This is a genomic window from Undibacterium paludis (assembly GCF_022568815.1).
In the GTDB taxonomy this organism is placed as follows: Bacteria; Pseudomonadota; Gammaproteobacteria; order Burkholderiales; family Burkholderiaceae_D; genus Undibacterium.
Genome location: NZ_JAKZHX010000005.1, coordinates 258,626 through 281,289 on the forward strand (window position 1 = coordinate 258,626; position 22,664 = coordinate 281,289).

18 protein-coding genes are annotated in these 22,664 nt (G+C 52.0%); 6 read left to right on the forward strand and 12 right to left on the reverse strand.

Annotation, left to right across the window (positions count from 1 at the left end):
* Positions 1-15: 15 nt before the first annotated feature.
* The 3 genes from LZ463_RS10915 to LZ463_RS10925 form a co-directional block, all read right to left on the reverse strand.
* Positions 16-4,593, reverse strand: a complete 4,578-nt coding sequence (locus LZ463_RS10915; RefSeq protein ID WP_241455658.1) for an NACHT domain-containing protein — start codon at positions 4,591-4,593, stop codon at positions 16-18.
* Positions 4,594-4,850: 257 nt separating this feature from the next.
* Entirely contained in the window at positions 4,851-8,279 is a 3,429-nt protein-coding gene (locus tag LZ463_RS10920; protein ID WP_241455659.1) for an NPCBM/NEW2 domain-containing protein, read from the reverse strand.
* Positions 8,280-8,449: 170 nt separating this feature from the next.
* Positions 8,450-9,067, reverse strand: a complete 618-nt coding sequence (locus LZ463_RS10925) for an FMN-binding negative transcriptional regulator (RefSeq protein ID WP_241455660.1) — start codon at positions 9,065-9,067, stop codon at positions 8,450-8,452.
* A gap of 204 nt (positions 9,068-9,271) precedes the next feature.
* Between LZ463_RS10925 and LZ463_RS10930 the strand changes: the two genes are divergently transcribed.
* The gene (locus LZ463_RS10930; RefSeq protein WP_241455661.1) at positions 9,272-9,712 is read left to right on the forward strand and encodes an NIF family HAD-type phosphatase; all 441 of its coding nucleotides are present in this window, start codon (positions 9,272-9,274) and stop codon (positions 9,710-9,712) included.
* A gap of 41 nt (positions 9,713-9,753) precedes the next feature.
* On the opposite strand, the gene LZ463_RS10935 is transcribed toward LZ463_RS10930, so the two are convergent.
* Genes LZ463_RS10935 through LZ463_RS10945 form a run of 3 tightly spaced genes read right to left on the reverse strand, consistent with a single transcriptional unit; the run spans position 9,754 to position 12,163 of the window.
* A complete protein-coding gene (locus LZ463_RS10935) occupies positions 9,754-10,452 on the reverse strand; it encodes a hypothetical protein (protein WP_241455662.1) in 699 nt (232 codons plus the stop codon).
* A gap of 30 nt (positions 10,453-10,482) precedes the next feature.
* Entirely contained in the window at positions 10,483-11,796 is a 1,314-nt protein-coding gene (locus tag LZ463_RS10940; protein ID WP_241455663.1) for a M56 family metallopeptidase, read from the reverse strand.
* Positions 11,786-12,163, reverse strand: coding sequence for a BlaI/MecI/CopY family transcriptional regulator (locus tag LZ463_RS10945; protein ID WP_241455664.1), 378 nt, complete (start codon positions 12,161-12,163; stop codon positions 11,786-11,788). Before LZ463_RS10945 ends, LZ463_RS10940 begins: the two co-directional genes overlap by 11 nt.
* Before the next feature lie 370 nt (positions 12,164-12,533).
* Here LZ463_RS10945 and LZ463_RS10950 point away from each other — a divergent pair, with 370 nt between their 5' ends.
* Genes LZ463_RS10950 through LZ463_RS10965 form a run of 4 tightly spaced genes read left to right on the forward strand, consistent with a single transcriptional unit; the run spans position 12,534 to position 17,097 of the window.
* Positions 12,534-13,259, forward strand: a complete 726-nt coding sequence (locus LZ463_RS10950) for a response regulator transcription factor (RefSeq protein ID WP_241455665.1) — start codon at positions 12,534-12,536, stop codon at positions 13,257-13,259.
* Positions 13,256-14,800: a sensor histidine kinase gene (locus LZ463_RS10955; RefSeq protein ID WP_489686105.1), complete on the forward strand. Its 1,545-nt coding sequence runs from the start codon at positions 13,256-13,258 to the stop codon at positions 14,798-14,800. Before LZ463_RS10950 ends, LZ463_RS10955 begins: the two co-directional genes overlap by 4 nt.
* Complete coding sequence (locus LZ463_RS10960; protein ID WP_241455666.1) at positions 14,797-15,057, forward strand: DUF4212 domain-containing protein; 261 nt, start codon at positions 14,797-14,799, stop codon at positions 15,055-15,057. The genes LZ463_RS10955 and LZ463_RS10960 overlap by 4 nt, the downstream gene beginning before the upstream one ends.
* Before the next feature lie 3 nt (positions 15,058-15,060).
* Complete coding sequence (locus tag LZ463_RS10965; protein ID WP_241455667.1) at positions 15,061-17,097, forward strand: sodium:solute symporter family protein; 2,037 nt, start codon at positions 15,061-15,063, stop codon at positions 17,095-17,097.
* Between the two features lie 104 nt (positions 17,098-17,201).
* On the opposite strand, the gene LZ463_RS29075 is transcribed toward LZ463_RS10965, so the two are convergent.
* Positions 17,202-17,336: a hypothetical protein gene (locus LZ463_RS29075; protein ID WP_277624017.1), complete on the reverse strand. Its 135-nt coding sequence runs from the start codon at positions 17,334-17,336 to the stop codon at positions 17,202-17,204.
* Between LZ463_RS29075 and LZ463_RS10970 the strand changes: the two genes are divergently transcribed.
* On the forward strand, positions 17,272-17,973 hold the full coding sequence (locus LZ463_RS10970) for a ZIP family metal transporter (protein ID WP_241455742.1): 702 nt from the start codon (positions 17,272-17,274) through the stop codon (positions 17,971-17,973). The two genes, LZ463_RS29075 and LZ463_RS10970, sit on opposite strands and share 65 nt — an antisense overlap.
* A gap of 59 nt (positions 17,974-18,032) precedes the next feature.
* Here LZ463_RS10970 and LZ463_RS10975 read toward each other — a convergent pair whose 3' ends face one another.
* The 5 genes from LZ463_RS10975 to LZ463_RS10995 all read right to left on the reverse strand — a co-directional run bounded on the left by LZ463_RS10975 (position 18,033) and on the right by LZ463_RS10995 (position 22,618).
* Positions 18,033-18,878, reverse strand: coding sequence for a sulfurtransferase (locus LZ463_RS10975; protein ID WP_241455668.1), 846 nt, complete (start codon positions 18,876-18,878; stop codon positions 18,033-18,035).
* A 48-nt stretch (positions 18,879-18,926) separates the two neighbouring features.
* Complete coding sequence (locus LZ463_RS10980) at positions 18,927-19,847, reverse strand: DMT family transporter (RefSeq protein WP_241455669.1); 921 nt, start codon at positions 19,845-19,847, stop codon at positions 18,927-18,929.
* A gap of 208 nt (positions 19,848-20,055) precedes the next feature.
* Positions 20,056-21,156 (reverse strand): aromatic ring-hydroxylating oxygenase subunit alpha, encoded by a 1,101-nt coding sequence (locus LZ463_RS10985; RefSeq protein ID WP_241455670.1) that lies wholly within the window; start codon positions 21,154-21,156, stop codon positions 20,056-20,058.
* A 287-nt stretch (positions 21,157-21,443) separates the two neighbouring features.
* Positions 21,444-21,917 (reverse strand): SRPBCC family protein, encoded by a 474-nt coding sequence (locus LZ463_RS10990; protein WP_241455671.1) that lies wholly within the window; start codon positions 21,915-21,917, stop codon positions 21,444-21,446.
* 20 nt (positions 21,918-21,937) lie between these two features.
* Positions 21,938-22,618 (reverse strand): GntR family transcriptional regulator, encoded by a 681-nt coding sequence (locus LZ463_RS10995; RefSeq protein ID WP_241455672.1) that lies wholly within the window; start codon positions 22,616-22,618, stop codon positions 21,938-21,940.
* Positions 22,619-22,664: the final 46 nt, after the last annotated feature.

Consider the following 22,664-nt stretch of genomic DNA (forward strand, 5'->3'; position numbering starts at 1 on the left):
AGCTAGGCGGCAGCATCAGTTCAATAACGCAAACTTGAGCAAATTATCTGGTGCTTTCAAACCAAAGAGAGTGTCTTTTCTTTTTTCCGTACGTTTTTTTGCAGCCGACTCAATATTGGAAATCAGATTATCTCCAAATTTCTTAAATATTTCACCACGACTCACCTCATAAAACCATAGATAGCATCTTCTATCAGCAACACCTTTTGCCAGTTGACCATAGCGCCAAAAATCATTCTGATCAGCGGCCATTGCAGCTAGCGAAAACCAATGATATGCCCACTCATTTTTTATATAAGCTCTGCTTGCCTTCTCCGCTACATCTCCCAGAAATCCCATTCCCCATAATCTTTTAAATGTAGCTTCTGATATTACATTTCTATGACGCAATCCTGCAATTGTTAAACCTCTAGCTTGCTCTCCAGAACAGCTAGATTCAAGCAATTTGGCCATGTAAGTATCTAGCCATAATCCAGCTCCACAAGCATCTGCCGATATGACCACCAGCTCCAGTTCCTGATCCGTTAACGCCTCAGAAAAACTAGCTTCCCGTAAAATGTCTAACTCAGCGACAGCGCAATTTTTGAAAAGCGATTGCATGTATAAGGAAACTTGTGCATTACCTACAAGAATTGAAACGAAGGGGCGGATATCATGCAAGTGCCCTAAGACTCGCTTCGACATATCTCCATCGTGAATTGCAAATACTCCCGCCAGCACCGTTCCAAAATTTGAAAAATTGCGAAGTATCCTACGGTCATTTGTACTCAAAATCTGCTGAAGCCATTTCTCTACAATATCTTTATCATGCTTTACAAGTAAAGCAGCGCTACTCCAGTCTAAGTTTGATAATAACTCTTGTGCCTGCTCACTTATTATTTCTTTTTTGAATGTTTTCACTTGATCAAAGATTTCTCTTTGTTCTTTGGCATAATCTTCAAGATCATTGTCCTTAGCTAAATCTCGTAGCATGCTCCTTAAATCTTGTTCTGAATTTGAATCTTCAAACTCATCTATCTGCATCCTGCTTTTTTGCCCATTTTCACTAATTTGCATTGAGACTCTTGCAGATAAAGGCTCAGAAACATGAACAGGTTGGGTAAATCTATTTACAGCTTGACTTGTCATTTCAAGTAGCGCCTTATAAGCATCGCCTTCCAAAGCACAAGCTACGGAACCAATAAATTCAGATGTTACTAGTGACACTAGATCTGGCCGTTTTTGACTTATTACTACGGCAGCAATTGCGCGTTCGTGAAAAAAAAGGAAGCCATCTTCATTTGCCAAGAAAGGTGGATTTGAAAGTGGCACTTTTTCTAAAGCCATCTTATTAAGCAGTTCATCTTCAGCAACAAACACCAATTCTGACGCGAAAGCTGCAATAGCAGAGTTACTACTAACAATGTTTTCCGCAATTATTCTTCTTGCACACTCAGTAAGTACCGGGCGGTTAACCATGGCGATCATCAAGACTTTTCTCAACAAAGTAAAGTCTGTGTTCTGACTTGCGATCTTCAAGTAATGTTCTAATCGCTCAGTACTGAGTGGTTTTATGGCATATAGTAAAGCATCAAATTCATGAATGTCTTTTGGTAATTTCAAAAGAATTTCTAGTTGATCTTCCACTTCAAGATGTGGCATCAGGCTCATTCCGATGTAATTTAGAATGAATTGAAAATCTTCGCTCTGAACTAAAGAAGGGTCGTTAATTACTCTTTCAAAAGTAGAGGTTACCGAACTAATAGTTTGCTCGTTAAATAATGGGCTGAGTTCAGGCAATCGCCAAACCAACTGCCTGAGTGGCATTTGCGAACGACCTTCTATCGAGTGAATGGTATCCCGCAACAGTTTTATAACATCTGACGAACTAAAACGCGCCAACGCAGGGGTTACATCTTCCAAGTCAATCTCCGCGCTATCTTGACTAAAATTATTCCAAAGAGTGGCTGCTTCAATTTTCGTTATTACATCACGAGCATTTTGGATGTTACTTCCTATCTGAGAATTAGTGTCGTATGGGTCAGTATTACAATATCGTTCAACACGTCTGAAGCGCTCTCCGCTAGAAATAGGTAACAAGTCATCTGCGCGAGCATCAAGATCAATATCACCTAACATCCTCATAGCATAAACCGAGGCTTGGCACATAGATTCTGAGGCTTCAACTAAAACAGTATCTACTTGCTGCACCAAAGAGTTTTTTGTATTTATATAGTCCTGTGAATTTAATCGAACTGCCCATAACAAATCATCAATTCGACTTAGAAAATCTGGTGCCACAACTGCGGCCAATCTTGAAGCAAGAAATGCAGCACTAAAGTTTGCTTGCCGCCTCCCAGCGACTAAGATAGCAGCAGCTCTTAGTAATGGCGTCACCGTGGGCTTTTCACATTCAATGCAATTTTTCGCAAAAAATAAATTCTCTTCAGTTGATAATTTCATTCGCACTTGAGATATTGTCAATTCATATTCTTCTTGCCTTTGAATTTGTTTTTCATCATTCATTTGCACGGACGTACGACTGGACCAACTTCCCAGCCATTTTTTTATACGTTCTTCAAAAGTGCATTGTAAATTGACATTATCCCGAGCATTGAGTAGTAATTTCAATATATCATCTTCACGTACGTGTGACCCAATCAACTCAACAATATCAAGAAAACTCTCAGGAAATGAAGGAACACAATGCGACAATTCTAGAATCATATTCCTGTCAGGATTTTGCATAGCAAGACTGAATTCTAACAATGCCACACGGGCAGAACCTAGGTAGTCCGGATTATTGCAAGCCAATACTGTCGCTGCCGTAACTGCGCTGCTCACCAAATCGAAAGCACGTATTGGCTCCAATATTCGATCTAATAATTCGCGGTGATTTGAAGTATTTTGCGTTTTTAGCTCATGAGCAATCAACAACCCAATGGCAAACGGAAGTGTCTCCGATTTAAACTCATAGAAATTTTCATCACCTTTACTAATCTGCAAAAACCTTCCTTCTTCAATTTCTGTAAGATCATTAACATAATTTCTGCCATGATTTCCCGATACGGCAGGAGATCTGCTTGCCCAACTATCTCGATCGAACGATGAATTAGGATTCTGTATCCATTCGCGAGCATGAGCTCGCAATAAATTTAAAAAAGCAACTGCACTATGAGCAATCAAGTCCCCCCGCTCTTCCAGCCTGGCTCTCCAATACTCAAGAAGTAAGCGTTCTATTGTCAATGCTCCTGGTTGATCTAGTTGTGGCAGCAGACCTATAGCCACTGAACATACTCTTGGATTACGGATGAAAACCTGAACCTTTGGTGCTACAGTATTAGGATCAATATCATGCCGCTTAAAAATTAAATTCAAGTCAGATTGAGAGTAGTTATTGACGTCTACTCTATTCACTAGCAACTTCCCTAATCGAGCACTAATTTCACGCTGCCAATATGCTGGACGACAAGTAGCTATTACACAGCCGCCAAGCTTTGCAACTGCAAACGTCATGGATTTGAGAATGTCAGCCCAAGGCTTTCCCGCATGTTCGTTTAAGCCATCAAGAACAATGACAAAACGTATGCAATTATCTGCTTTTTGCTCTTGCCAGCGCTTTAGTTTGCACGCCCAGCTTTGTATCGACGATTGCCGGGCAGAACCATCTTGTTGTGAAAGCAAATGGGCAACACTCTCTATCGGATTCCCAGGGTCTAATTGTTCAGTTCTGCGTCCAGCAACAAATAACACTACTGGGGCTTTAGCTAATTGAGATACCCATTGAGCGACAACCCAAGTCTTCCCGACTCCCTCTTCTCCTAAAACGGCAATTAGCGATGGCGCTCCATCCGAATTTTGTATCTCTATTACTTTGTCGTTGAGCTTTTCAACTTCGATATTGCGTGGAATTATTTTGGAGACAGAATTAACTACGTCAATATATTGTCCAAATACAATTTGTGATTTATCTCGATCATTAAACTTCTCCAATAGCCATTCGTTGCTACGCTTTCTTAAAGCATCAAGTCCAACTTCAGACAAACTTGCTTTTCGACGCAATTGTTCTATCTGAGAAGTGAAACGGGAATCTGCAACAATCGAATCAAAAATTGTAGATAAGTTAGTTGGCAATACATCTGGTGTATGTCGAACAAACCAAGCCTCGCTACTGATGCGAGCACCTGCTAACAGGACAGCAAGGTGCGGCAATGATTGTTCAGACCAATCCAACGTAAGTAAGCTAATACCAGACTTTTCTAATATCTCGTGTAATTTTGCATTGATATCATCACCAACCTCACTAGTTGCAGCCAGCACCCAAAGGTCGATTCGATTTTCCAAAGAAAAACCCGCAATCCCTGCTTTCCCTACTAAGTCATCTAGAGTCAACTTTTCTTTATAACGCTTTGCCTCCATTGCTATTGCAAATGGAGCTGGTCCCGTACTTGCGTCACGACCAAACTGAGAACCAGATTTTGCGAGGCGGAATACAAGTCCTGTTAATTCTGACAGCGAACATGCGACGAGGCCTTCGAAGCCATCTGGGCCAGCAGGTTTTAGATCTAAAAGAAGTTGTCGAAGCGTACTGAGAGAAATATTCAACGTAGACAAATGAATTAACCTTTAAGTTGTTCAAGCAACTTGCAATTATTCAATCCATCTCGGGTTAGGATGGGCTATCTATACTTTATCCTCAAATACTCGTGAAAAAAAGTAGAAATTAATATTTTCCATGTAATTCCCAAAATCACCGTCAACGATACTCTTGCCTTTGCACCCGCTCACGGATAAAACGCCACTCATGCGCAGGCGGGAGCCTAGTGGCGTTCGTTGATCAATCCGGTGATTCGGCAAGATGAGCTACAAACTCACCTCCCCACCCCGTCCCCCACAAACCCAATCACGGCCGCATTCGCCCAGTTTGCACAAACCTCGGCCTTGCCTGTCGCCTTGACGCCCGTGGTCTTCAATTTGAGTTTGCTGATGCCGCGAATATCAAGTTCTGGCTTAACGACTGCGGGTGCGGTAATCAAGCCGCTGTCGAACAATAATTTGTCGTCACCCCAGACCTGGAATTGCAGGCTGCCGTTGTTGCGGCAACTGTCATCTATGCCTACGTCGGCGCGGAAGGTTTGCCAGTCGCCTTTTAGCTGGTAGGCAATCTCGCTGTTGCCTGCAATGCCCAGGCCTTTGCGGAAGCGCAGGCCATTCATTTGCATGTTACTTTGCATGCTGACATCACCCTTGACTGCCTTGGCGTGATAGACAAGGTCTTTGGCATAGCTGGCTTTGGTGCTGGGTGCTACGTCGGACAAATAAATTTGCAGCTTGGCTTTGTCTGGCGTTGGTTTTTCGAGGATGCTGAATTCTGAAATGGTGATGGGGCTGACGACGACGGGGTTGAAGGCGTTGTAGGCTTTGGCCGGTTTGGCTTCGCCTGTGCTGGTCAGGACCATGGGGTCTTGGGCGTCGCCGTCATCATTCTGGTCGTGGGTGCTCAAGACGCGGAAGCGGAACAGGCGGCCTGCTTTGGCGGCGAATTCGACTTTTTGTTTACCCTCCTGTTTTTTGAGCTGGCCGGTGTAGACGGGTTTGCCCCATTCGCCATTGGTGTCGGCCAGGTAGATTTCAAAGTCTTTGACCTGGCCGTATTGCCAGTTCTTGTCGTTGCGCGGGGCGATCTCGAAACCGCTGACCATGCGGCGCTCGCCGAGGGCCAGGCTGAATTCATGGGCGCCTGTCTTTTGCGACTGGTCACGCACGGTGCGGAACCAGGTGCCGGGTTTGCCGTCGAAGGCGTTTTCCAGCGGGTAGCCGGGTTCTTCTGCCGGGCGGCTTAGTATGATGAGGCTATCTGCGGCGATGGTGTTGCCGAGGTCTGGTGCCGGCGGGTAGTCTGCTGTTGCCGCGAGTTGCCTGTTTGCGGCTATGCTCAGACGGAACTGGTAAGCCTGGTTGACAGGCAGTTTGGCGGTTTTGATGTGGATGGTGCCGTACTTTTCTGCAGCGTCAAAATACCAGCCGCTGCTGGCTTTGTCGTAGTCTGCGCGGCTGCTATATGCCTGCAAACCCTGCTCACCCAAGTGCACCGTATCTGGCTGCACGCGGGTGTGCACTTGCAGTTGCAGGGCGCGTTGCTGTTCCATGCCTTCATAGCTGCCATTGACGGCGCCAACACTGATACTGATATCACCTGCCTTGTTTTCTGGCGCATCAACAGTGAAGGTTTGCAGGCTGGATTTGCCGCTCTGGTACTGACGGCTTTCGCCATCGTCTTCATACATCGTGAAGCTGGATTTGCCATGCGGGTAGATGTCCAGCGTCAGCACATCTTTGGGTACCTGGCCGTCATATAGCGCAACCGGGTACATGGGCAGGATGGCGCCAGCGCGTACCATGACGGGCAGTTTGTCCAGCGTGACTTGCTGGTCGATGACCTTGCCTTTGGCGTCTGCTGCCACGACGCGGCCATCCCAGTAATCTATCCAATGGCCTTGTGGCAGGTAGATGCCTTTGCGCCAGCCTTTGCTGGCAGCCTGGCTGCGATAGATGGGAGCGACCAAAAAGTCTTTGCCGAGCATGAACTGGTATTTGTAGTTCTCATTATTGGCGTTGAGGTCTTGCGGATAATCCCACATCAGGCCGCGTACGATGGGTGCGCCGCTCTGCTCTGCTTCATGCGCATAGGTGTACATATAGGGCATGAGGCGCATCTTGAGTTTGAGGTAATCGCGGTTGATGCTGCGATAGGGTTCGTCAAACCACCAGGGGTGTTTGCGTTCTGATTTTGACCAGCCGGACATGCCCATGAGTACGGGCGTGAAGGTCTTCCATTGCAGATCACGTGTGAAGGTCTCGGGGCTGCCGCCAAAGATGCCATCGACATCACCCGTCGCATAGGCCTGGCCGGACAGGCCTGAGCCTATCAGGGTGGGGATGTGCCAGCGTATATAGTCCCAGCTGCCTGACTGGTCACCTGTCCAGGTGACGGCGTAGCGTTGTGTGCCTGCCCAGCCCATGACGGTCCAGATAAAGGGGCGCGCATTGGAATTATCGAGTATGCCTTGTGCTGCGGCCATGTTGGCATCCAGCGAGAATTGATAGCCCTTGCCTGTCCAGGCGACGTCAAGTTTTTGCGCGCGCGTACCTGCGGTGCCGACTTCCCAGGCGATTTTATCGACGCCGTTTTCTGTCCACAGACCGGTGCGAAAGCCATGTCTTTTTAATCCGGCAACGACCTCGGGCAAATTGGTGTAGCCGCAGCCATAGCCATCATTGGGTAAAATCCAGCCGCCGGGCATGTCGTGCTCGCGGTATTTGGCGGCCACGCTTGCCACCACGTCTGGCGTCTTGCCGGTGGGGCCATCACTCCAGCCCACGGGCACGGTGCCGGGTTTTTTGCTGTTGTCGCCATCGTTGTAGCAATCGGCATCGCCATATTCATAGGCCCAGCGCGGTAGCAGCTTTGCCCGGCCTGTGAGTTCGGTATAACTGGCCAGCACGTCCTTGATGCTGTCGCCGACGAAGTAATAGGCATCGAAGCGTTTTTCCTGATGGCTGGTGCTTAAGTATTCATTCGAGCGAAAATCATAGCTGCCATTGGCCCAGGTATTGCGCAGCACGCCATAGCCTTTGCTGCTCATGTAAAACGGCGCGGGGCTGGGCCTGTCGCCCTCTTCCCAGCCGCCTGAGTAAGATACTTCAAGCTGTTTTCCCTTGAAAGCATAAGCACCATTTTGCTGGCCGCCGCCAAAGAAGGCTTCGTCTGCACTGCTCGATAATGTCTGGAAGCTGGTCTTGTCGCCCAGCTCCAGCGGTTGTTTTTCTTCCCAGAGCAGGGTTTTGTTATCTGCCTTGTAGAGCGCCAGGCGCACGGGCGAGCGGTAGATGCGCAAGGCCATGGCGGATGTCTGCACCAATTGATAGCCTTCTGGCGCGGTCACGCTGAAGTGGAAGTCTTCGTAGTCTTTTTTAAGGACGATGGGTGCGGCCTTGTCACCGGCATCCGTCAACTGCCCTTTGGGGCCTGCCCACACGCGGAACAGGTCGGGCTTCAACAGGCTGATGCGGACGATGCTGCCGTCGTCCGTGGCGAACTCTATCTGACGCTGTGCACTGATGGACAGGCTGCGCATGGTGCCCAGGGATGCAGCATGACTGGTGGACAGAGGAGAAACAAGCAGGCTGGCGATGAAGCTGGATACTAAGCTGGCGATCAGGGTCTTGCGCAGTTGTGGATGCATGGTGGTGTCAGGGTTGAGTTCAGCGATGGAGCGAAAAGGCGAAGAGGCGTTCAATCAGACCGAATGGTAAATATATTAGAAGTATTTTCCCATAGGTCTCAAGCATCACTCAAGCAATGCTTCGCTAACTGGCATAAAAAGAGCTGGTCAGACCCCGCTGCCCCGATCAGGACAAATTCGCGGCTCAAGTCGCTCCTGCTGGATACACTCCAAACTTCACCTTCTTATGTATCGGGCTGATGCAGTTTGCTCATGGCGTCAGCCAGGCCATGATTGCCGGTGCGGTGCAATGCCTTCACACTGTCCTGTATCAGTTGTGCCGGATCACCCTGCCCCAGCTTGAACTGGGCCGTGGTGGAAATGACGTTGGCATGAAAAGGGACGATGTACTTGGACAGTTGTTCTGCCCTTGGGCTTTCGGTTGTCTTCCATGGCTCTGGTTCATTGGCGTCCATCTGGCTGACCAGGGTATTGAGTGCACGCATGGCCGCACCCGGTTCTTCGTCAAGCACGATATCGACTTCAAAGTGGGCGACTTCATAATTCCAGGTGGGTGCGTAGCGACGGTCGCTGAGCCAGGCAGAAGAAATATAGCCCTGTACACCGGTAAAGGCCAGCAGGGCGCGCGGGTTCTTGCGTATGATTTCAAGCTGCGGGTTGTGCATGGAAAAATGCCCGATGAACACGGCGCTGCCATCTTCATTTCTTTGCAGGACCAGGGGCAAGGGGGAAGCCTGGATGTTAATACCGTCAGCGCTGATCACCAGTGCCAGGGGATTGCGGGCGACCATGTCGTCGATTTCTGCTGTCGTTTTAGGGCGGAAAACTTCCGGGTTGTTCATGTCTGACTCCAGTTCAATAATCTTCAATGCCTGCCCGCACAAGTAGCGGAGGCTGTTACACATTCATTGACAGCTATAGTAGTCTGACAGCGTCTACCTGAAAACGACATTATTGCAAGATTAATTTGCAATAATGAACAATAAAAAATGCATTGAAATGCGCTCAGAGAATCACCTGTAAGCCATGATGAGAAAAAACCGACAATGACACACAAAAGACCGACCACCCTGGCGCTTGATCTGGAAGGTACGCTGATTTCCAACGCCATGAGCCAGATACCACGCCCTGGCCTGCATGATTTTCTGATACGTTGTGCAAAATTATTCCCACGTATGGCGATGTTCACCACCGTCAAAGAAGACAAATTCAGGCAGATCGCGCGCCTGCTGGTGGAGGAAAGTATGGCACCAGCCTGGTTTGCCAACATAGAATACGTGAACTGGCAAGGTGAAACCAAGAACCTTGAATTTGTACCCGACTCAGTTGTCAGCGACATTGTGCTGGTCGACGACTTTGAAATTTATGTGCACCCCAGCCAGGAAGCGCAATGGCTGCAGATCAGGTATTTTGATTTTCCCTACGCAGATGACGACAGGGGGCTGGCGGAGGCTTTGGAAAAGCTGGAAATCCTGGCCGTTTCCTGACTGTTTCCTGACCACACCATACAACCCGTCATGGCAATACTTCAATGGATGATCAATAGCTTCAACAAACGCCAGGGCTTGCTGGTCCTGGGGTCAACAGGTTTGCGCTGTTCGTTGCTGGCGTAGTCGTCTTCAAACACGGCCCACTTGTCTTGCTGCCTGACCAGGTACCAGAATGGGAGTTTTCGCCCCTGCACGCGCAAGGGTGTGCCATACAGGTCCAGTTCAGACAGATCAAGTTCCAGTCTGGCATTGACGGCTTTGCCATTGATGCTGATCTTGCCATGATGGAAGCACCATTGTTCATTTTCTGCACTGGCAAAGCAGCCTTCGATAATATGGGCCAGGTAGAGATCGGCTTCATTTTTTTGCAGGCTGCCCAGACGCAGGTAAGGGCCGGCTTCTGGTTGCTTGCCTTCTTCGGCCTGCAACCAGATTTTATCGCCGTCCTGCCGCAGGCAATGACGGCTTTCGTCGCCTTCATGCCAGGCCAGGTTGCGTTTGATTTTGCCGTTTTTGATACTTAGGCCATTTTGCTGGCTGTCCACCGCCTGCATGGCGTCGGCCCATGTACGATGCTGGTCCAGCAATGCCAGGAAACGGGTGTCAGCCCAATAGCCCTCCAGCTTTTTAAGGGCAGCATCACCCGTGCACAATTTGCTGGTGGCAGCCATGGCAGCACCGCTGTATAAATTGCTGCATAAAAGCAGGCCAAGACTGGTCAGCAATAATTTGTGCATGGGCAGACAATTGACAGAAAGGTGGTGGTTTTATTTTACTATGCTGGCGATCAGACTGATATCAAAATCGCCTTTGTGGTCGGGCTTTTCCTGCTGGATGCGGGCGGTCTGGTCCAATCCTACCAGCAGACGCGGCTGGGCCAGTACGGCGCCATTCTTGCTGATCACCATGGATAGCAAAGCAGCATCGGCTGCGACAGGCTTGCCGCTGTTTTTCCTGATTTTTTCCAGCAGGGCAAGATCGTCCGATTTGGCGTCTTGCTGCGCGGTCACGGTCATCAGAAAATCCCATTGCGCACCAGCTTCTGTAATACGGACGACGGCTTGGTCGCCCGACCTGGCAACGACTTTGGGGCTGAAGGTTTTACCTTCTATCTTGATCGTGGTGCTGACTGCAAAGCTGCCTGCCAGTTCGTGTTGACCTGCGGTAGTCGTGGCCTGTGGGGCAGCAAGCTGCGGTGCATTCGCCCAGGCACTATAGGTGCTGACCGTCGCTGCGCAAGCCAGCATGACATAGGCGGAAAAACGACGGGCACGGGATGGATAATTGTGTGACAGATGCATGATTCTCTCCTTGAGTGGGTGATGTGATTGCCAGTGACAGGCAAGACTGCTGGTTTGCAGATTCAATTGGGTCTTGAGCATGGCCTGGGCATAGTCGCGCCGCGCTGCCGGATGGTGGCGGATGACCAGGGCGTCACAAGCCAGTTCCTGGTCCAGCCGGAAGCAGCGGGCAGCCAGGTGCACCAGCGGGTTGAACCAGAACAGGCATTGCAGCAGGGCGAACAGGGTATTCATGCTGACGTCGCGCCTGTGCTGGTGTATCTGTTCGTGACGCAGGATCAGTTCTTGTTCGGTTGCGTCGTAGCGTTCAAAAAAATCTGCTGGCATGATGATTTTTGTTCGCCACAGACCGGCTACCGCGGGGCCTGCATGCGCATATTCTGCCAGGTAGATGTTTTCATGGGCCTGCAATTTTCCCAGGCTGCGCATGAACCAGGTCTGCTGCAAGGCAAACCACAGCAGACAGGCCAGCAGCCCGGCCAGCCAGATTGCGAGCATGGCATAGGGCCAGATTACCGGCGCCAGGCCAAGTGCCGTGGCAGCGCCTGTCGCGACCTGCTCCGCAGGCAATTGCAAAGCAGCCTGCTGGACTGTTTTATGCGGCAGCACTGCGGCCACTATTCCAGCCAATAAGACCAGGGGCAACAATATCCAAGACTGGTAAGCGAGGTTGGCGCCGAAGTAATGGCGCAGCGGCAGGCGCAGGCATAGCACCAGCATGAGCACGGCGCTGCTGATGATGGCAAGGCCAAGCAGCAGGTCCAGGATGTCATTTACCATCACCAAGCTCCTCGATCAGGCGTTTCAGCTCGGCGATGTCTTGCCTGGACAGTTTTTTCTGCTGGCTGAAATGGGCGACAAGCGGCGCAATCCTGCCGTCAAACATGCGGTCCAGGAAACCCTTGCTTTCTGACAGCACCCATTGTTCACGCTTTAGTACCGGCGAATACAGGAAGCGTCTACCATCTTTTTCTGCCCTGATGGCGCCCTTCTTCAAGAGGCGGTTGAGCAGGGTCTTGACGGTTGCCTCTTGCCAGTCCTGTTGTCGCTGCAAGGCGGCGATGACATCGTCGGCGGATAAGGGATGTTCTTTCCACAGGGTTTCCATGACGATGGATTCTGCTTCACTGATGGCGATGGTATTCATTGCTGCGCCTCCTCATTTATATACATTCATCTGCATTGATCATCGATTACAAATGTAATTGATAATCAATGATTACACTTGTAATCAAATGCGTCAAGCGATTTGATGCGCTTTTTTTCGCGGCAGAGGATAAGCTGGAGCGAAATACCGACGCCCGCTGGCGACAGATATTTGCCTTTGCACAAATATATGACAGTCTGTCACAGGCAAATTGCCCGGATTGAGGTAAAGTTGTCGCTAGAAGAGGTGCACACAGATGCACACAATGGCATCATGCCAGAATAGAAAGGGATGCAGGCCGTGCTTAAACACTACTCATCGGCTGGCGCTGCAGACAATAACAGAGACAAAACCGTACAGGTAAATCATCATGCGTATTTTGCTAGCAGAAGACGACAGCGTACTGGCCGACGGCCTGACCCGTTCGCTCAGGCAATCGGGCTATGCCATCGATTTTGTCGACAATGGACAGGAAGCCGATACCGCCCTGTCCACCCAGGATTTTGATTTGCTGATACTCGACCTGGGCCTGCCCAAACTGAGCGGGCTGGAGGTATTACGCCGCTTGCGGGCGCGCAACTCACATCTACCGGTACTGATATTGACGGCGGCTGATTCGGTCGAGCAAAGGGTCAAGGGCCTGGACCTGGGCGCCGATGATTACATGGCCAAACCGTTTGCCCTGTCTGAGCTGGAAGCCAGGGTAAGGGCGCTGACACGGCGCGGCGCCGGCGGCGGGCCAACCGTCATCAAGCACGGGCCGCTGACGTATGACCAGGTCGGGCGTATTGCCTATATCCACGAGCAGATGCTGGATTTGTCCGCGCGTGAACTGGGTTTGCTTGAAGTGCTGCTGCAGCGCACCGGGCGACTGGTCTCGAAAGAACAACTGGTCGACCATTTGTGTGAGTGGGGCGAAGAGGTCAGTAACAATGCCATTGAAGTGTATGTACACAGGCTGCGCAAGAAGATAGAAGTCGACGGTGTGCGCATTGCCACGGTACGCGGGCTGGGGTATTGTCTGGAAAAAATCTTTACTCCGGCTGCGAACGCCACCCCGCCCCAGTCATCAGCACCGCCCGCTGAATCAAAATGAGCATGCAGCCAGACAGGGCAGACGGGGCAGCGCAGCAGTCTGCGCCAAGCCCTGACAGCACCTTGGTGAAGCCGGCTGAAGAAAAAATCCAGCGCTCACTGTTTGGCGAAATCCTGGACTGGATGCTGGCCCCCTTGCTGCTATTATGGCCGATGAGCATCGCCATCACCTACCTGGTGGCGAAGTCGATTGCCAACCAGCCTTTTGACCGTGCACTCGAAGACAATGTGCTGGTCCTGTCACAGCAGGTCAAGGAAACGGATGGCAAGGTGGTGACGGCGCTCAGCAATCCGGCCCGTGACATCCTGCGGGCCGATGATCTGGACAATGTGTACTTCCAGGTCAAGGACAGCCATGGCGAAGTGATTGATGGCGACCGTGATTTGCCCGCGCCAACCGAAGAAGAAAAACCGCTGACCGGCACCGTGCAATTGCGTAATGCTTCGCTGCGCGGCATCGACATACGCGTCGCCTACAGCTATATCGATTTGAACAAGACTGTACAGAAAGGCGTCCCCAAAGAACCGCATCTGGCCCTGGTGCAGGTGGCAGAGACGCTGGAAAAACGCGCCCTGCTTGCCAATGAAATCATCAAGGGTGTGATACTGCCACAATTCATCATTTTGCCTATCGCTCTCGCCCTGGTCTGGTTTGCGCTGACGCGCGGCCTGTCGCCACTGGTGGAGTTACAGCAAAGAATACGTGCGCGGCGGCCTGATGATCTCAGCCCCATTGATTCGCGCCATGTGCCGGAAGAAATCACCCCCCTGGTCACTTCGCTCAATGAAATGCTGGAAAGGCTGGCGCAGACCATCGCCATACAAAAGCGCTTTATTGCCGACGCCGCCCACCAGATGAAGACACCGCTGGCCGGCATGCGCATGCAATCAGAACTGGCGCTGCGCCAGACCGACCAGCAGGAAATCCACAAGTCACTGACGCAGCTGGCCACGAGCTCAGAAGCAGCAACCCGGCTGATCAATCAGTTGCTGACACTGGCAAGGGCAGAAAACCAGGCGCCGGCCAACCAGAGGCTGGAACAGATAGACCTGAACCTGTTGGCCCGTAATGTGGTGCAGGATTGGATACAGACTTCTTTCAGCAAAAAAATCGACCTCGGTTTTGAGCAGCAGGATACACCTGTACTGATTTTTGGCAGTCCGCTGATGCTGCGCGAAATGCTCAGCAACCTGATCGATAATGCCTTACGTTACACACCGCAAAATCATGCAGTGACGGTAAAGGTAGCGCTCGATCGTTACCAGCAGCTGGCCAGACTGGAAGTGGAAGACAATGGCCCCGGTATACCGGTCGCAGAAAGAGCCCGTGTGTTCGAACGTTTTTACCGCATCCTGGGCAGTAATGTACAGGGCAGCGGCCTGGGGCTGGCCATCGTGCGTGAAATCGCCAGCCAGCATGATGCGGTGATAGAGATACTGGACAACCCGCATCCGCAGGACCCGGCCTTCCCTGGCTGTCTGTTCCGCATTTCTTTCAGACTCAATCCCTATGATGAAATCGCCATGGAGGGCCTGTCATGAATGACACCGGTGAGATCACAGTCAGCAGGCAATACTGGCGACATACCAGACGGCTGACCGTGGGCCTGTTAAGCTGCTGGGCGCTGCTGTGTTTTTGCGTGCTGTTTTTTGCCCGCGAACTGTCGGGCTGGACTTTTTTTGGCTGGCCATTTTCTTTTTACATGGCTGCCCAGGGCCTGACACTGAGCTTTGTGCTGATCATCGCCATCTATTCGCTGGGTATGCGCTGGATAGGCCGCAAACCAACAGGACATTAGCCCATGCCACAAAAGCGCTTTACGCAAAAACTGACGATCTATTACCTGTGGTACACCCTGCTTTTTTTCGTCTTTCTGATCAGTCTGGCGATACTGGAAAAAGAAGGTGTGCCGCGCGCCTGGATAGGTTATCTGTTCATGTTTGCCACGATCGTCCTGTATGCAGGTATAGGCGTGGTCAGCCGCACTTCGGACATTGCTGAATATTATGTGGCGGGGCGGCGCGTGCCGGCTGTCTTCAATGGCATGGCGACAGCAGCAGACTGGATGTCGGCCGCCAGCTTTTTGAGCCTGGCCGGTGGCCTGTATTTGCAGGGTTTTGATGGCCTGGCCTATATCATCGGCTGGACCGGCGGTTTTTGCCTGGTGGCGATGCTGATTGCGCCCTACCTGCGCAAGTTTGGTCAATATACGATACCGGACTTTCTCGGTGCCCGCTTTGCCGGTACGCCAGACAACAACGTGGTCAGGATACTGGCGGTGATTGCCACGGTGTTTATTTCTTTTATCTATGTGGTGGCGCAAATCTACGGCGTGGGGCTGATCACTTCGCGGTTTACCGGCGTGGATTTTTCTGTTGGCATCTTCCTCGGTCTGGCCAGCATACTGGTCTGTTCTTTTCTCGGTGGCATGCGCGCCGTCACCTGGACCCAGGTGGCGCAATACATCATTATCATCATCGCCTTTTTGATACCGGTCGCCTGGCTGTCGATCAAACATACCAACAGCCCTGTCGCACCGTTGACCTATGGTGAATTGCTACCCGAGCTGGTCAGCAAGGAAAAAGCGTTTGCCAGCGACCCCAGGGAAAAAGAAGTGCGTGCCATCTATGGTCAGCGCGCAGCGGAGATGCAGAAGAAAATACAGCAATTGCCGCAGTCCTGGGAAGATGGCCGCTTTGAATTGCAACGCAAACTGGAAGACCTGAAGTCAGGCAACGCATCACTGATCGATATCAAGACAGCCAGCCGGGTACTGGCCGCCTACCCCAAGTCACCGCAAGAGGCGCGGACACGCTGGACAGACATCAAGAATGTCTACCAGGCCAAGGCACAGCCGGGCTTTTCGCAATACACGCCGTATGCCGCCAGGGACAAAAAAGAATCCGACGACAAGCGCAATAACTTCATGGCGCTGATACTGTGCCTGATGATGGGCACCGCCGCCCTGCCGCACTTGCTGGTGCGCTATTACACCACACCCACCGTGCGTGAAAGCCGTGAATCGGTATTCTGGTCGCTGTTTTTCATCATGCTGCTGTATGTGTCCATCCCTGCGCTGGCGGTGCTGGTCAAGTACGATATCTATAGTTCGCTGGTGGGTAGCGAGTTTTCCCGGCTGCCATCCTGGGTCACCTATTGGGCCAGCATAGACCGCAACAACCCGCTGGTGAGCATTATAGACATTAACCACGACGGCATCGTCCAGCTGGCCGAGATTGTGCTCGACGGCGATATCGTCGTGCTGGCCACGCCAGAAATTGCCGGCCTGCCCTATGTGGTGTCGGCCCTGGTGGCGGCTGGCGGGCTGGCAGCCGCTCTGTCGACCGCTGACGGCCTGCTGCTGACGATATCGAACTCACTGTCGCATGACATCTATTACAAGATCATTGACCCGCAGGCGTCGACGCAAAAGCGGGTGACGATATCCAAACTGTTCCTGCTGGTGGTGGCGCTGATTGCCGCCTATGTGGCCTCACTCAAGCCGGCGGACATCCTGTCACTGGTCGGGGCGGCATTTTCGGTGGCGGCGTCTGCATTGTTCCCAGCCATGGTGCTGGGCATATTCTGGAAGCGGGCGAACCGCCAGGGCGCCATCACCGGCATCGTCACCGGTTTTCTGGTCTGCGTGTTTTATATGCTGTACTGCCACCCGCTGTTCGGCGGCAGTACTGCTAACCAGTGGTTCAATATCGCGCCGATTTCTGCCGGGGTATTTGGCGTACCGGCCGGTTTTGTGACCATGCTGGTGGTCAGCTATTGCACGCCCAGGCCGGACCCCAAGACGCTGGAGCTGGTGGATTTCATACGGCAGCCCTGATTTGCCAGACTGCCATGCCATGGCGGGTGAGCCTGCTCATTTGCAGAAAAGCCCGCAATATGCTTTAATTTGCAACCTGGTTGCAAATTCCCGAGGCTTAAAATTCATTCAACCCTGTTATCCATTCTGTTTGCCACCACGATTGCTGGTGTTTTAAGCATTACTGCCGCCGCTATTTTTTCGTTTTCGCTGCTGTCCAAGGTTGTTGAACGCATGGTGAGCCTGTCGGTAGGCATCATGCTGTCCACCTCATTGTTGCACGCCCTGCCGGAAGCCTTTGAATCCGGCGCTGACCCGCGTACGCTGTTTGCCTGCCTGCTCGGCGGTCTGCTGGCGTTTTTCATGCTGGAAAAATTCGCCATCCTGCGTCATTCACATCACCATGAAGGCGATGGTCATCATCATGAACATGGTCATGATGCGCATGAAGCAGGCCGGGCTGGATGGATGATACTGGTGGGCGATGGCCTGCATAATTTTACGGACGGCATACTGATCGCCGCCGCCTTTCTGGCCAATCCCAAGCTGGGTCTGGTGACGGGCCTGGCCATCATCGCCCATGAAATACCGCAAGAGATTGGTGATTTCATTGTCTTGCTCAATGCCGGTTTCAGCCGCATGCGCGCCTATGTGTACAACCTGATTTGCAGCATGATGGGTGTGGTCGGTGGCGTACTCGGCTATTTCACGCTGGAACATGCCAGCGGCATGATCCCCTATGTGCTGGTATTTGCTTCGTCTGGCTTTATCTATATTGCCGTCAGCGACCTGATGCCGCAAATGCAGCGCCGTGCCACCATCAGGGAAACCATACCGCAGATCATCCTGGTGGCCCTGGGTGTTGCGCTGGTGCTGTTTGTGACTTCGCATCGTTAAGCTTGTCACTACCAGGGCCATGCAAGCATAGCCCTGTTGCCGCCATACTGATCAGTGTATCAACGCTCTACCGGCCTGCTGGCATCAGCACACCATTCACTCCAGGAGCCTGGGTACAGCAACGCGCCATGCATGCCGGCTACTTCCAGCGCCAGCAGGTTATGGCAGGCGGTCACGCCGGAACCGCATTGCATGATGGCCTTGCTGGCATCGCCGACAATGACACCCCATTCATGCTGTAACTGCGCGCCGGGCTTGAAACGGCCATCGACCTGCAAGTTGTCCTTGAAGAAGCGGTTTTTTGCGCCAGGGATGTGACCACCCACCGGATCGATGGTTTCATTCTCGCCACGGAAGCGATCAGCAGCACGGGCATCCACCAGAGTTCGGGCACCACTGCTGATATTGCCCAGCACATCGATGACGTCAACGGTCAGCGCCAAGGTATGCTTCTCGGTGATATGGCCTGCACGGGCTGCCGGGACTTCTGTCGTCACCGGCAGGTCTGCCGCCTGCCAGGCAGGCAGGCCGCCATCAAGCACGGCCACGGCATCATGACCGATCCAGCGCAACATCCACCACAGGCGCGCCGCATACATGCCGCCCTGTGCATCATAGACAATGACCTGGGTATCATCATTGATGCCAAAGCTGCGCAGGCTGGCGATGAAGGTTTCTTTCTCTGGCAAAGGGTGGCGGCCACGGAATGTGCCATCAGGCCCGGTCTTGGCAGCAGACAGGTGCTGCTCCAGGTTAACGAACTGCGCACCGGGGATATGGCCGTGGTCATAGGCTTTTTGACCGGCGCTGTGGTCCATCAGGTCATGGCGGCAATCCAGCACGACCCAGTTGGCATTGTCTTTATGCGTGGCAAGGTTGGCGGCACTGATTAAGGTTTTGAACATTGAATTCTCCAATTGATGTCAACACGGCTAACGGTCAACCATGCCATTCTATTCCGAACTGATGGCATCGCTGGGCAAGGCTTGCTTATTTGTCCTGGTATTATAAAAGGTCGCGAGCAGGCCGCTGCATAAAATCACGGCAATGCCCAGCCAGCTCAGCCAGTGCAGGCTGTCATGCCAGATCAGCACATCCCACATGCTGGAAAATACGATGCCGACATATTGCAGGTTGGCGGTCAGCAAGGGGTTACCAAGACGATAGGCGCGGGTCATGGCCATTTGTGCAGCGGCAGCCGTCAGGCCTATCGCCAATAACAGGGTCAGGCCACGGACATCCAGACTATGCCAGCTGACATGCTGGGTCGTATTGTCCACTGCCCTGCCAAACAGGGTACCCAGCACACCGGCAATGGCGCAGGTCATGGAAAAATAAAACACGACGCGGTATTCAGGCTCCCCCAGCAAACCCATCTGCCTGACCTGCATGTAAGCCCAGGCAGCCAGCATGCCGGAACCAAGGGCCACCAAGCCGCCTATCACCTGATCTGCATGGATGCTGGGCCGCAACAGCATTATCACGCCGACAAAGCCCATGCCTATTGCCGCCAGCGGTTGCCAGGCCAGCATGCGCCGGGTCTTGAGCCAGGCTCCGCCAAGCAGGATGCCGGCAATCCAGATCGGTGACATGTAATTGAGTGTGACAGCCATGGCCAGCGGCAGCTTGCTGATGGCATAGAACCACATCCACAGCGAAATCACACCTACCCCGCCACGCAGGAGGTGATGGTAAGGCATGCGGGTCAGCAGCGTGCCACCCTGCCAGCGTATCAGGGCGATGATCATCAGCATGCCGATGGCGCCGCGATAGGCGACGATCTCGGCCGTGGAATAATCAGCCGAAGCCAGCTTGACGCAGACACCCATGATGGAAAACAAGAAGCTGGCAACCAGCATCCATAAAGACTGCATTGTGTTCTGACTCCAAAATGGAAAGGGAGGCACAGGCCTCCCTTACATGATTACTTGCTACTTGCATTGAATACGAAAAAACGGGCTTCTCACCACAGAGGCACGGAGACACAGCGGTTCACAGAGAAAAAATGAGGCTGCAAAATCCCGGTCTGATGCCATTGTAGATGCGTCTTTCAGCTTGAAGCACACACTTTACCTGTGCACTTCAAAACGTCATTTTTTGTCGGTACCATTCATGGAAGTGTTGCATGCCGTCTTCCATGGGTGACTGGTAGGGGCCGACTTCATTGACGCCACGATCGAGCAGTATCTTGCGGCCAGCATCCATACGCTGGCCGATTTCATCATCTTCTATGCAGGTTTCCATATAGGCGGCGCGTTCTGCCTCTATGAATTCACGCTCGAACAGGACAATTTCTTCAGGGTAGTAAAACTCGACGACATTGCGGGTCTTGCCTGTTGCGGTTGGCCACAGGGTGGAAACCACCAGTACATGCGGATACCATTCGACCATGATGTTGGGATACAAGGTCAGCCAGATCGCGCCGTATTTGGGGGTTTCACCATTGCGGAACTTCAGTACCTGTTCCTGCCAGCGCTGGTAAACAGGCGAACCGGATTTTTGCAGTCCCTTGTGTACACCGACAGTCTGCACACTGTAGTCTTCGCCGAATTCCCATTTGAGGTCATCGCACGATACAAAGCTGCCAAGGCCAGGATGGAAAGGCTCGACATGATAATCTTCGAGATAGACTTCGATAAAAGTCTTCCAGTTGTAATCACACTCATGCACTTCTACATGGTCAAGCATGTAATCGCTGAAATCGAGGTCTTTGGTGACACTGAGATTGGCCATGCGCTCGATGACGTTGTAACCGTTTTGCTCGAACAGCAGGCCATTCCAGTTTTGCAGCGGCGTGCGTTGCAGGTTAAGACAAGGCGTGTCGGCAAAATGCGGTGCGCCGATCAATTCGCCCTTGAGGTCATAAGTCCAGCGATGCAACGGACAGACAATGTTATTGGTATTGCCGCGACCATTGAACATCAGTGCCTGACGATGACGGCAGACATTCGACATCAGTTCTATGCCATGGGCATTACGCACCAGCATGCGGCCTTCGTTTTCTGCCGCAAGCGTGGCAAAGTCGCCGACATTGGGCACCATCAACTCATGGCCGACATAACGCGGACCAGACTGGAAAAGTTCTTTGATTTCGCGCTGTAACAGCGTTTCATCAAAATACACATGAACAGGAAGTTGCGCGTCAGAACGCGCGAGTTTAGACAAAGAAGCCAGATCGGACATCCCCACCCCCCAAATTAATTTGCACCAACCTAAGAGAGAAAGAATCCACAAAAACCTGTTTCGACAAGACTTTCGGTCTTGAAGATAATTCAAACGATCAAACGACTTGAAGAGGAAATTTTGGACAGAACCGCAGATTATACCTGATCTGGAAAAATTTACCCTGAAATGATGGCGAAATGATATAGAAACATGAGAAGTTGTCGCAAAGTCAATTCATTTTTTCAATCCAGCCATCAAAGCCTGTTGAAAATATTACCTGAGCCTAACGCAAGAGCACAGGCAATTCAGGCGACATGCTGCTTGCCCCTCTCTTGCCCGGCTTGCAGGACATCTTGCAAACGCTGCAAGGACAATGCCGATTCTGCCACAATGCGGCGACGCAAGACGAGTAAGTTCAGTATTTTCAGCACAAAACCGGGCAAATCATAATGCAAGTGACGCTCGAACAAGGTGCCCGTCGGGGTGGCTGACACATGGTAGATGACCGTCAGGTTCGCGCCATTATCCACGGTTGCCTGTCCGGTCCAGCTGCGCTGCTCTGTGTATTCAGTCACGGTCCAGACCAGGTGCCCGGTACGGCCACCGGCACGCACATCTTCTTCAAAGCGCGCTCCCTTCTTCGCGATGCCAGCATTCTTGGTATACAGCTTCAAGGAAGAAGGATGCCAGTCCGGCCAGTGTGTGGGTGTGCAGGCATAGTCAAATACCTGCTGTACGGGGCGCTGTATTTCTATCGCGTTATAGATATGTGTGCTCATGTGCTTCTTTCAGTTCTGTATCAGCTTCTGTCCAGGGCAGCGCGGGTATAAGCCTCTACATTGTCGAGCAGTTTTTCAGTTGCACTGACGGCTGCTTCGGCATCACCACTGGCGATCGCCTCCGCCAGGTCGGCATGGGTCATGGCGGTGACATGGAGAATGTCTTCAAACTGCGACTGTATCTTCCAGAAGCGGCGCGACAAGGCGTGCATGCGCTGTAATGCAGACACCACGAATTCATTGGCAGCCACCTCAAACACCAATTGATTGAAGGCGCTGTCTGTCTCACTGAGTGCCAGTTCATCCCTGCTGTGTGCCGCCTGGCGAAACTGCTCTGCCAGCGTTTGAAAGCGGACGCGTTCATCCTTGCCGGCCTTGCGGGTGGCGCTGCGTATCAGGCTGCTTTCCATGGCTCGCCGTGCTTCTATCAGGCGCATCTGGCATTGCAGGTCGACTTCGCTGACGATCATGCCACGCCGGGGCAGGATCTTGATCAGCCACTCCTGTGCCAGCCTCTGTAAAGCTTCGCGCACCGGCGTGCGGCCAAGGTCGAGATAGTCGCATAACTCACTTTCGGTAATCGCCTGACCGGGAGCAAGGTCCAGCGAAACGATGCGCAATTCCAGCAGGCGATAGGCACGCGCTGCCTGGGATTCATTCTTGATGAGGGGGAAGAGCTTGTGGAATTCTGTTTTATCCATGGTCTGCAATATCTTGCGTCAGGTCATTTTTTTCAGGTGCAGGTGC

What these genes read in the sequence shown, in the direction of transcription:
- LZ463_RS10925 (WP_241455660.1), bottom strand. Translation starts at nt 9,067, where the DNA reads ATGAACAACCCGGAAGTTTTCCGCCCTAAAACGACAGCAGAAATCGAC.
- LZ463_RS10930 (WP_241455661.1), top strand. Translation starts at nt 9,272, where the DNA reads ATGACACACAAAAGACCGACCACCCTGGCGCTTGATCTGGAAGGTACG.
- LZ463_RS10935 (WP_241455662.1), bottom strand. Translation starts at nt 10,452, where the DNA reads ATGCACAAATTATTGCTGACCAGTCTTGGCCTGCTTTTATGCAGCAAT.
- LZ463_RS10940 (WP_241455663.1), bottom strand. Translation starts at nt 11,796, where the DNA reads ATGGTAAATGACATCCTGGACCTGCTGCTTGGCCTTGCCATCATCAGC.
- LZ463_RS10945 (WP_241455664.1), bottom strand. Translation starts at nt 12,163, where the DNA reads ATGAATACCATCGCCATCAGTGAAGCAGAATCCATCGTCATGGAAACC.
- LZ463_RS10950 (WP_241455665.1), top strand. Translation starts at nt 12,534, where the DNA reads ATGCGTATTTTGCTAGCAGAAGACGACAGCGTACTGGCCGACGGCCTG.
- LZ463_RS10955 (WP_489686105.1), top strand. Translation starts at nt 13,256, where the DNA reads ATGAGCATGCAGCCAGACAGGGCAGACGGGGCAGCGCAGCAGTCTGCG.
- LZ463_RS10960 (WP_241455666.1), top strand. Translation starts at nt 14,797, where the DNA reads ATGAATGACACCGGTGAGATCACAGTCAGCAGGCAATACTGGCGACAT.
- LZ463_RS10965 (WP_241455667.1), top strand. Translation starts at nt 15,061, where the DNA reads ATGCCACAAAAGCGCTTTACGCAAAAACTGACGATCTATTACCTGTGG.
- LZ463_RS29075 (WP_277624017.1), bottom strand. Translation starts at nt 17,336, where the DNA reads ATGATGCCTACCGACAGGCTCACCATGCGTTCAACAACCTTGGACAGC.
- LZ463_RS10975 (WP_241455668.1), bottom strand. Translation starts at nt 18,878, where the DNA reads ATGTTCAAAACCTTAATCAGTGCCGCCAACCTTGCCACGCATAAAGAC.
- LZ463_RS10980 (WP_241455669.1), bottom strand. Translation starts at nt 19,847, where the DNA reads ATGCAGTCTTTATGGATGCTGGTTGCCAGCTTCTTGTTTTCCATCATG.
- LZ463_RS10985 (WP_241455670.1), bottom strand. Translation starts at nt 21,156, where the DNA reads ATGTCCGATCTGGCTTCTTTGTCTAAACTCGCGCGTTCTGACGCGCAA.
- LZ463_RS10990 (WP_241455671.1), bottom strand. Translation starts at nt 21,917, where the DNA reads ATGAGCACACATATCTATAACGCGATAGAAATACAGCGCCCCGTACAG.
- LZ463_RS10995 (WP_241455672.1), bottom strand. Translation starts at nt 22,618, where the DNA reads ATGGATAAAACAGAATTCCACAAGCTCTTCCCCCTCATCAAGAATGAA.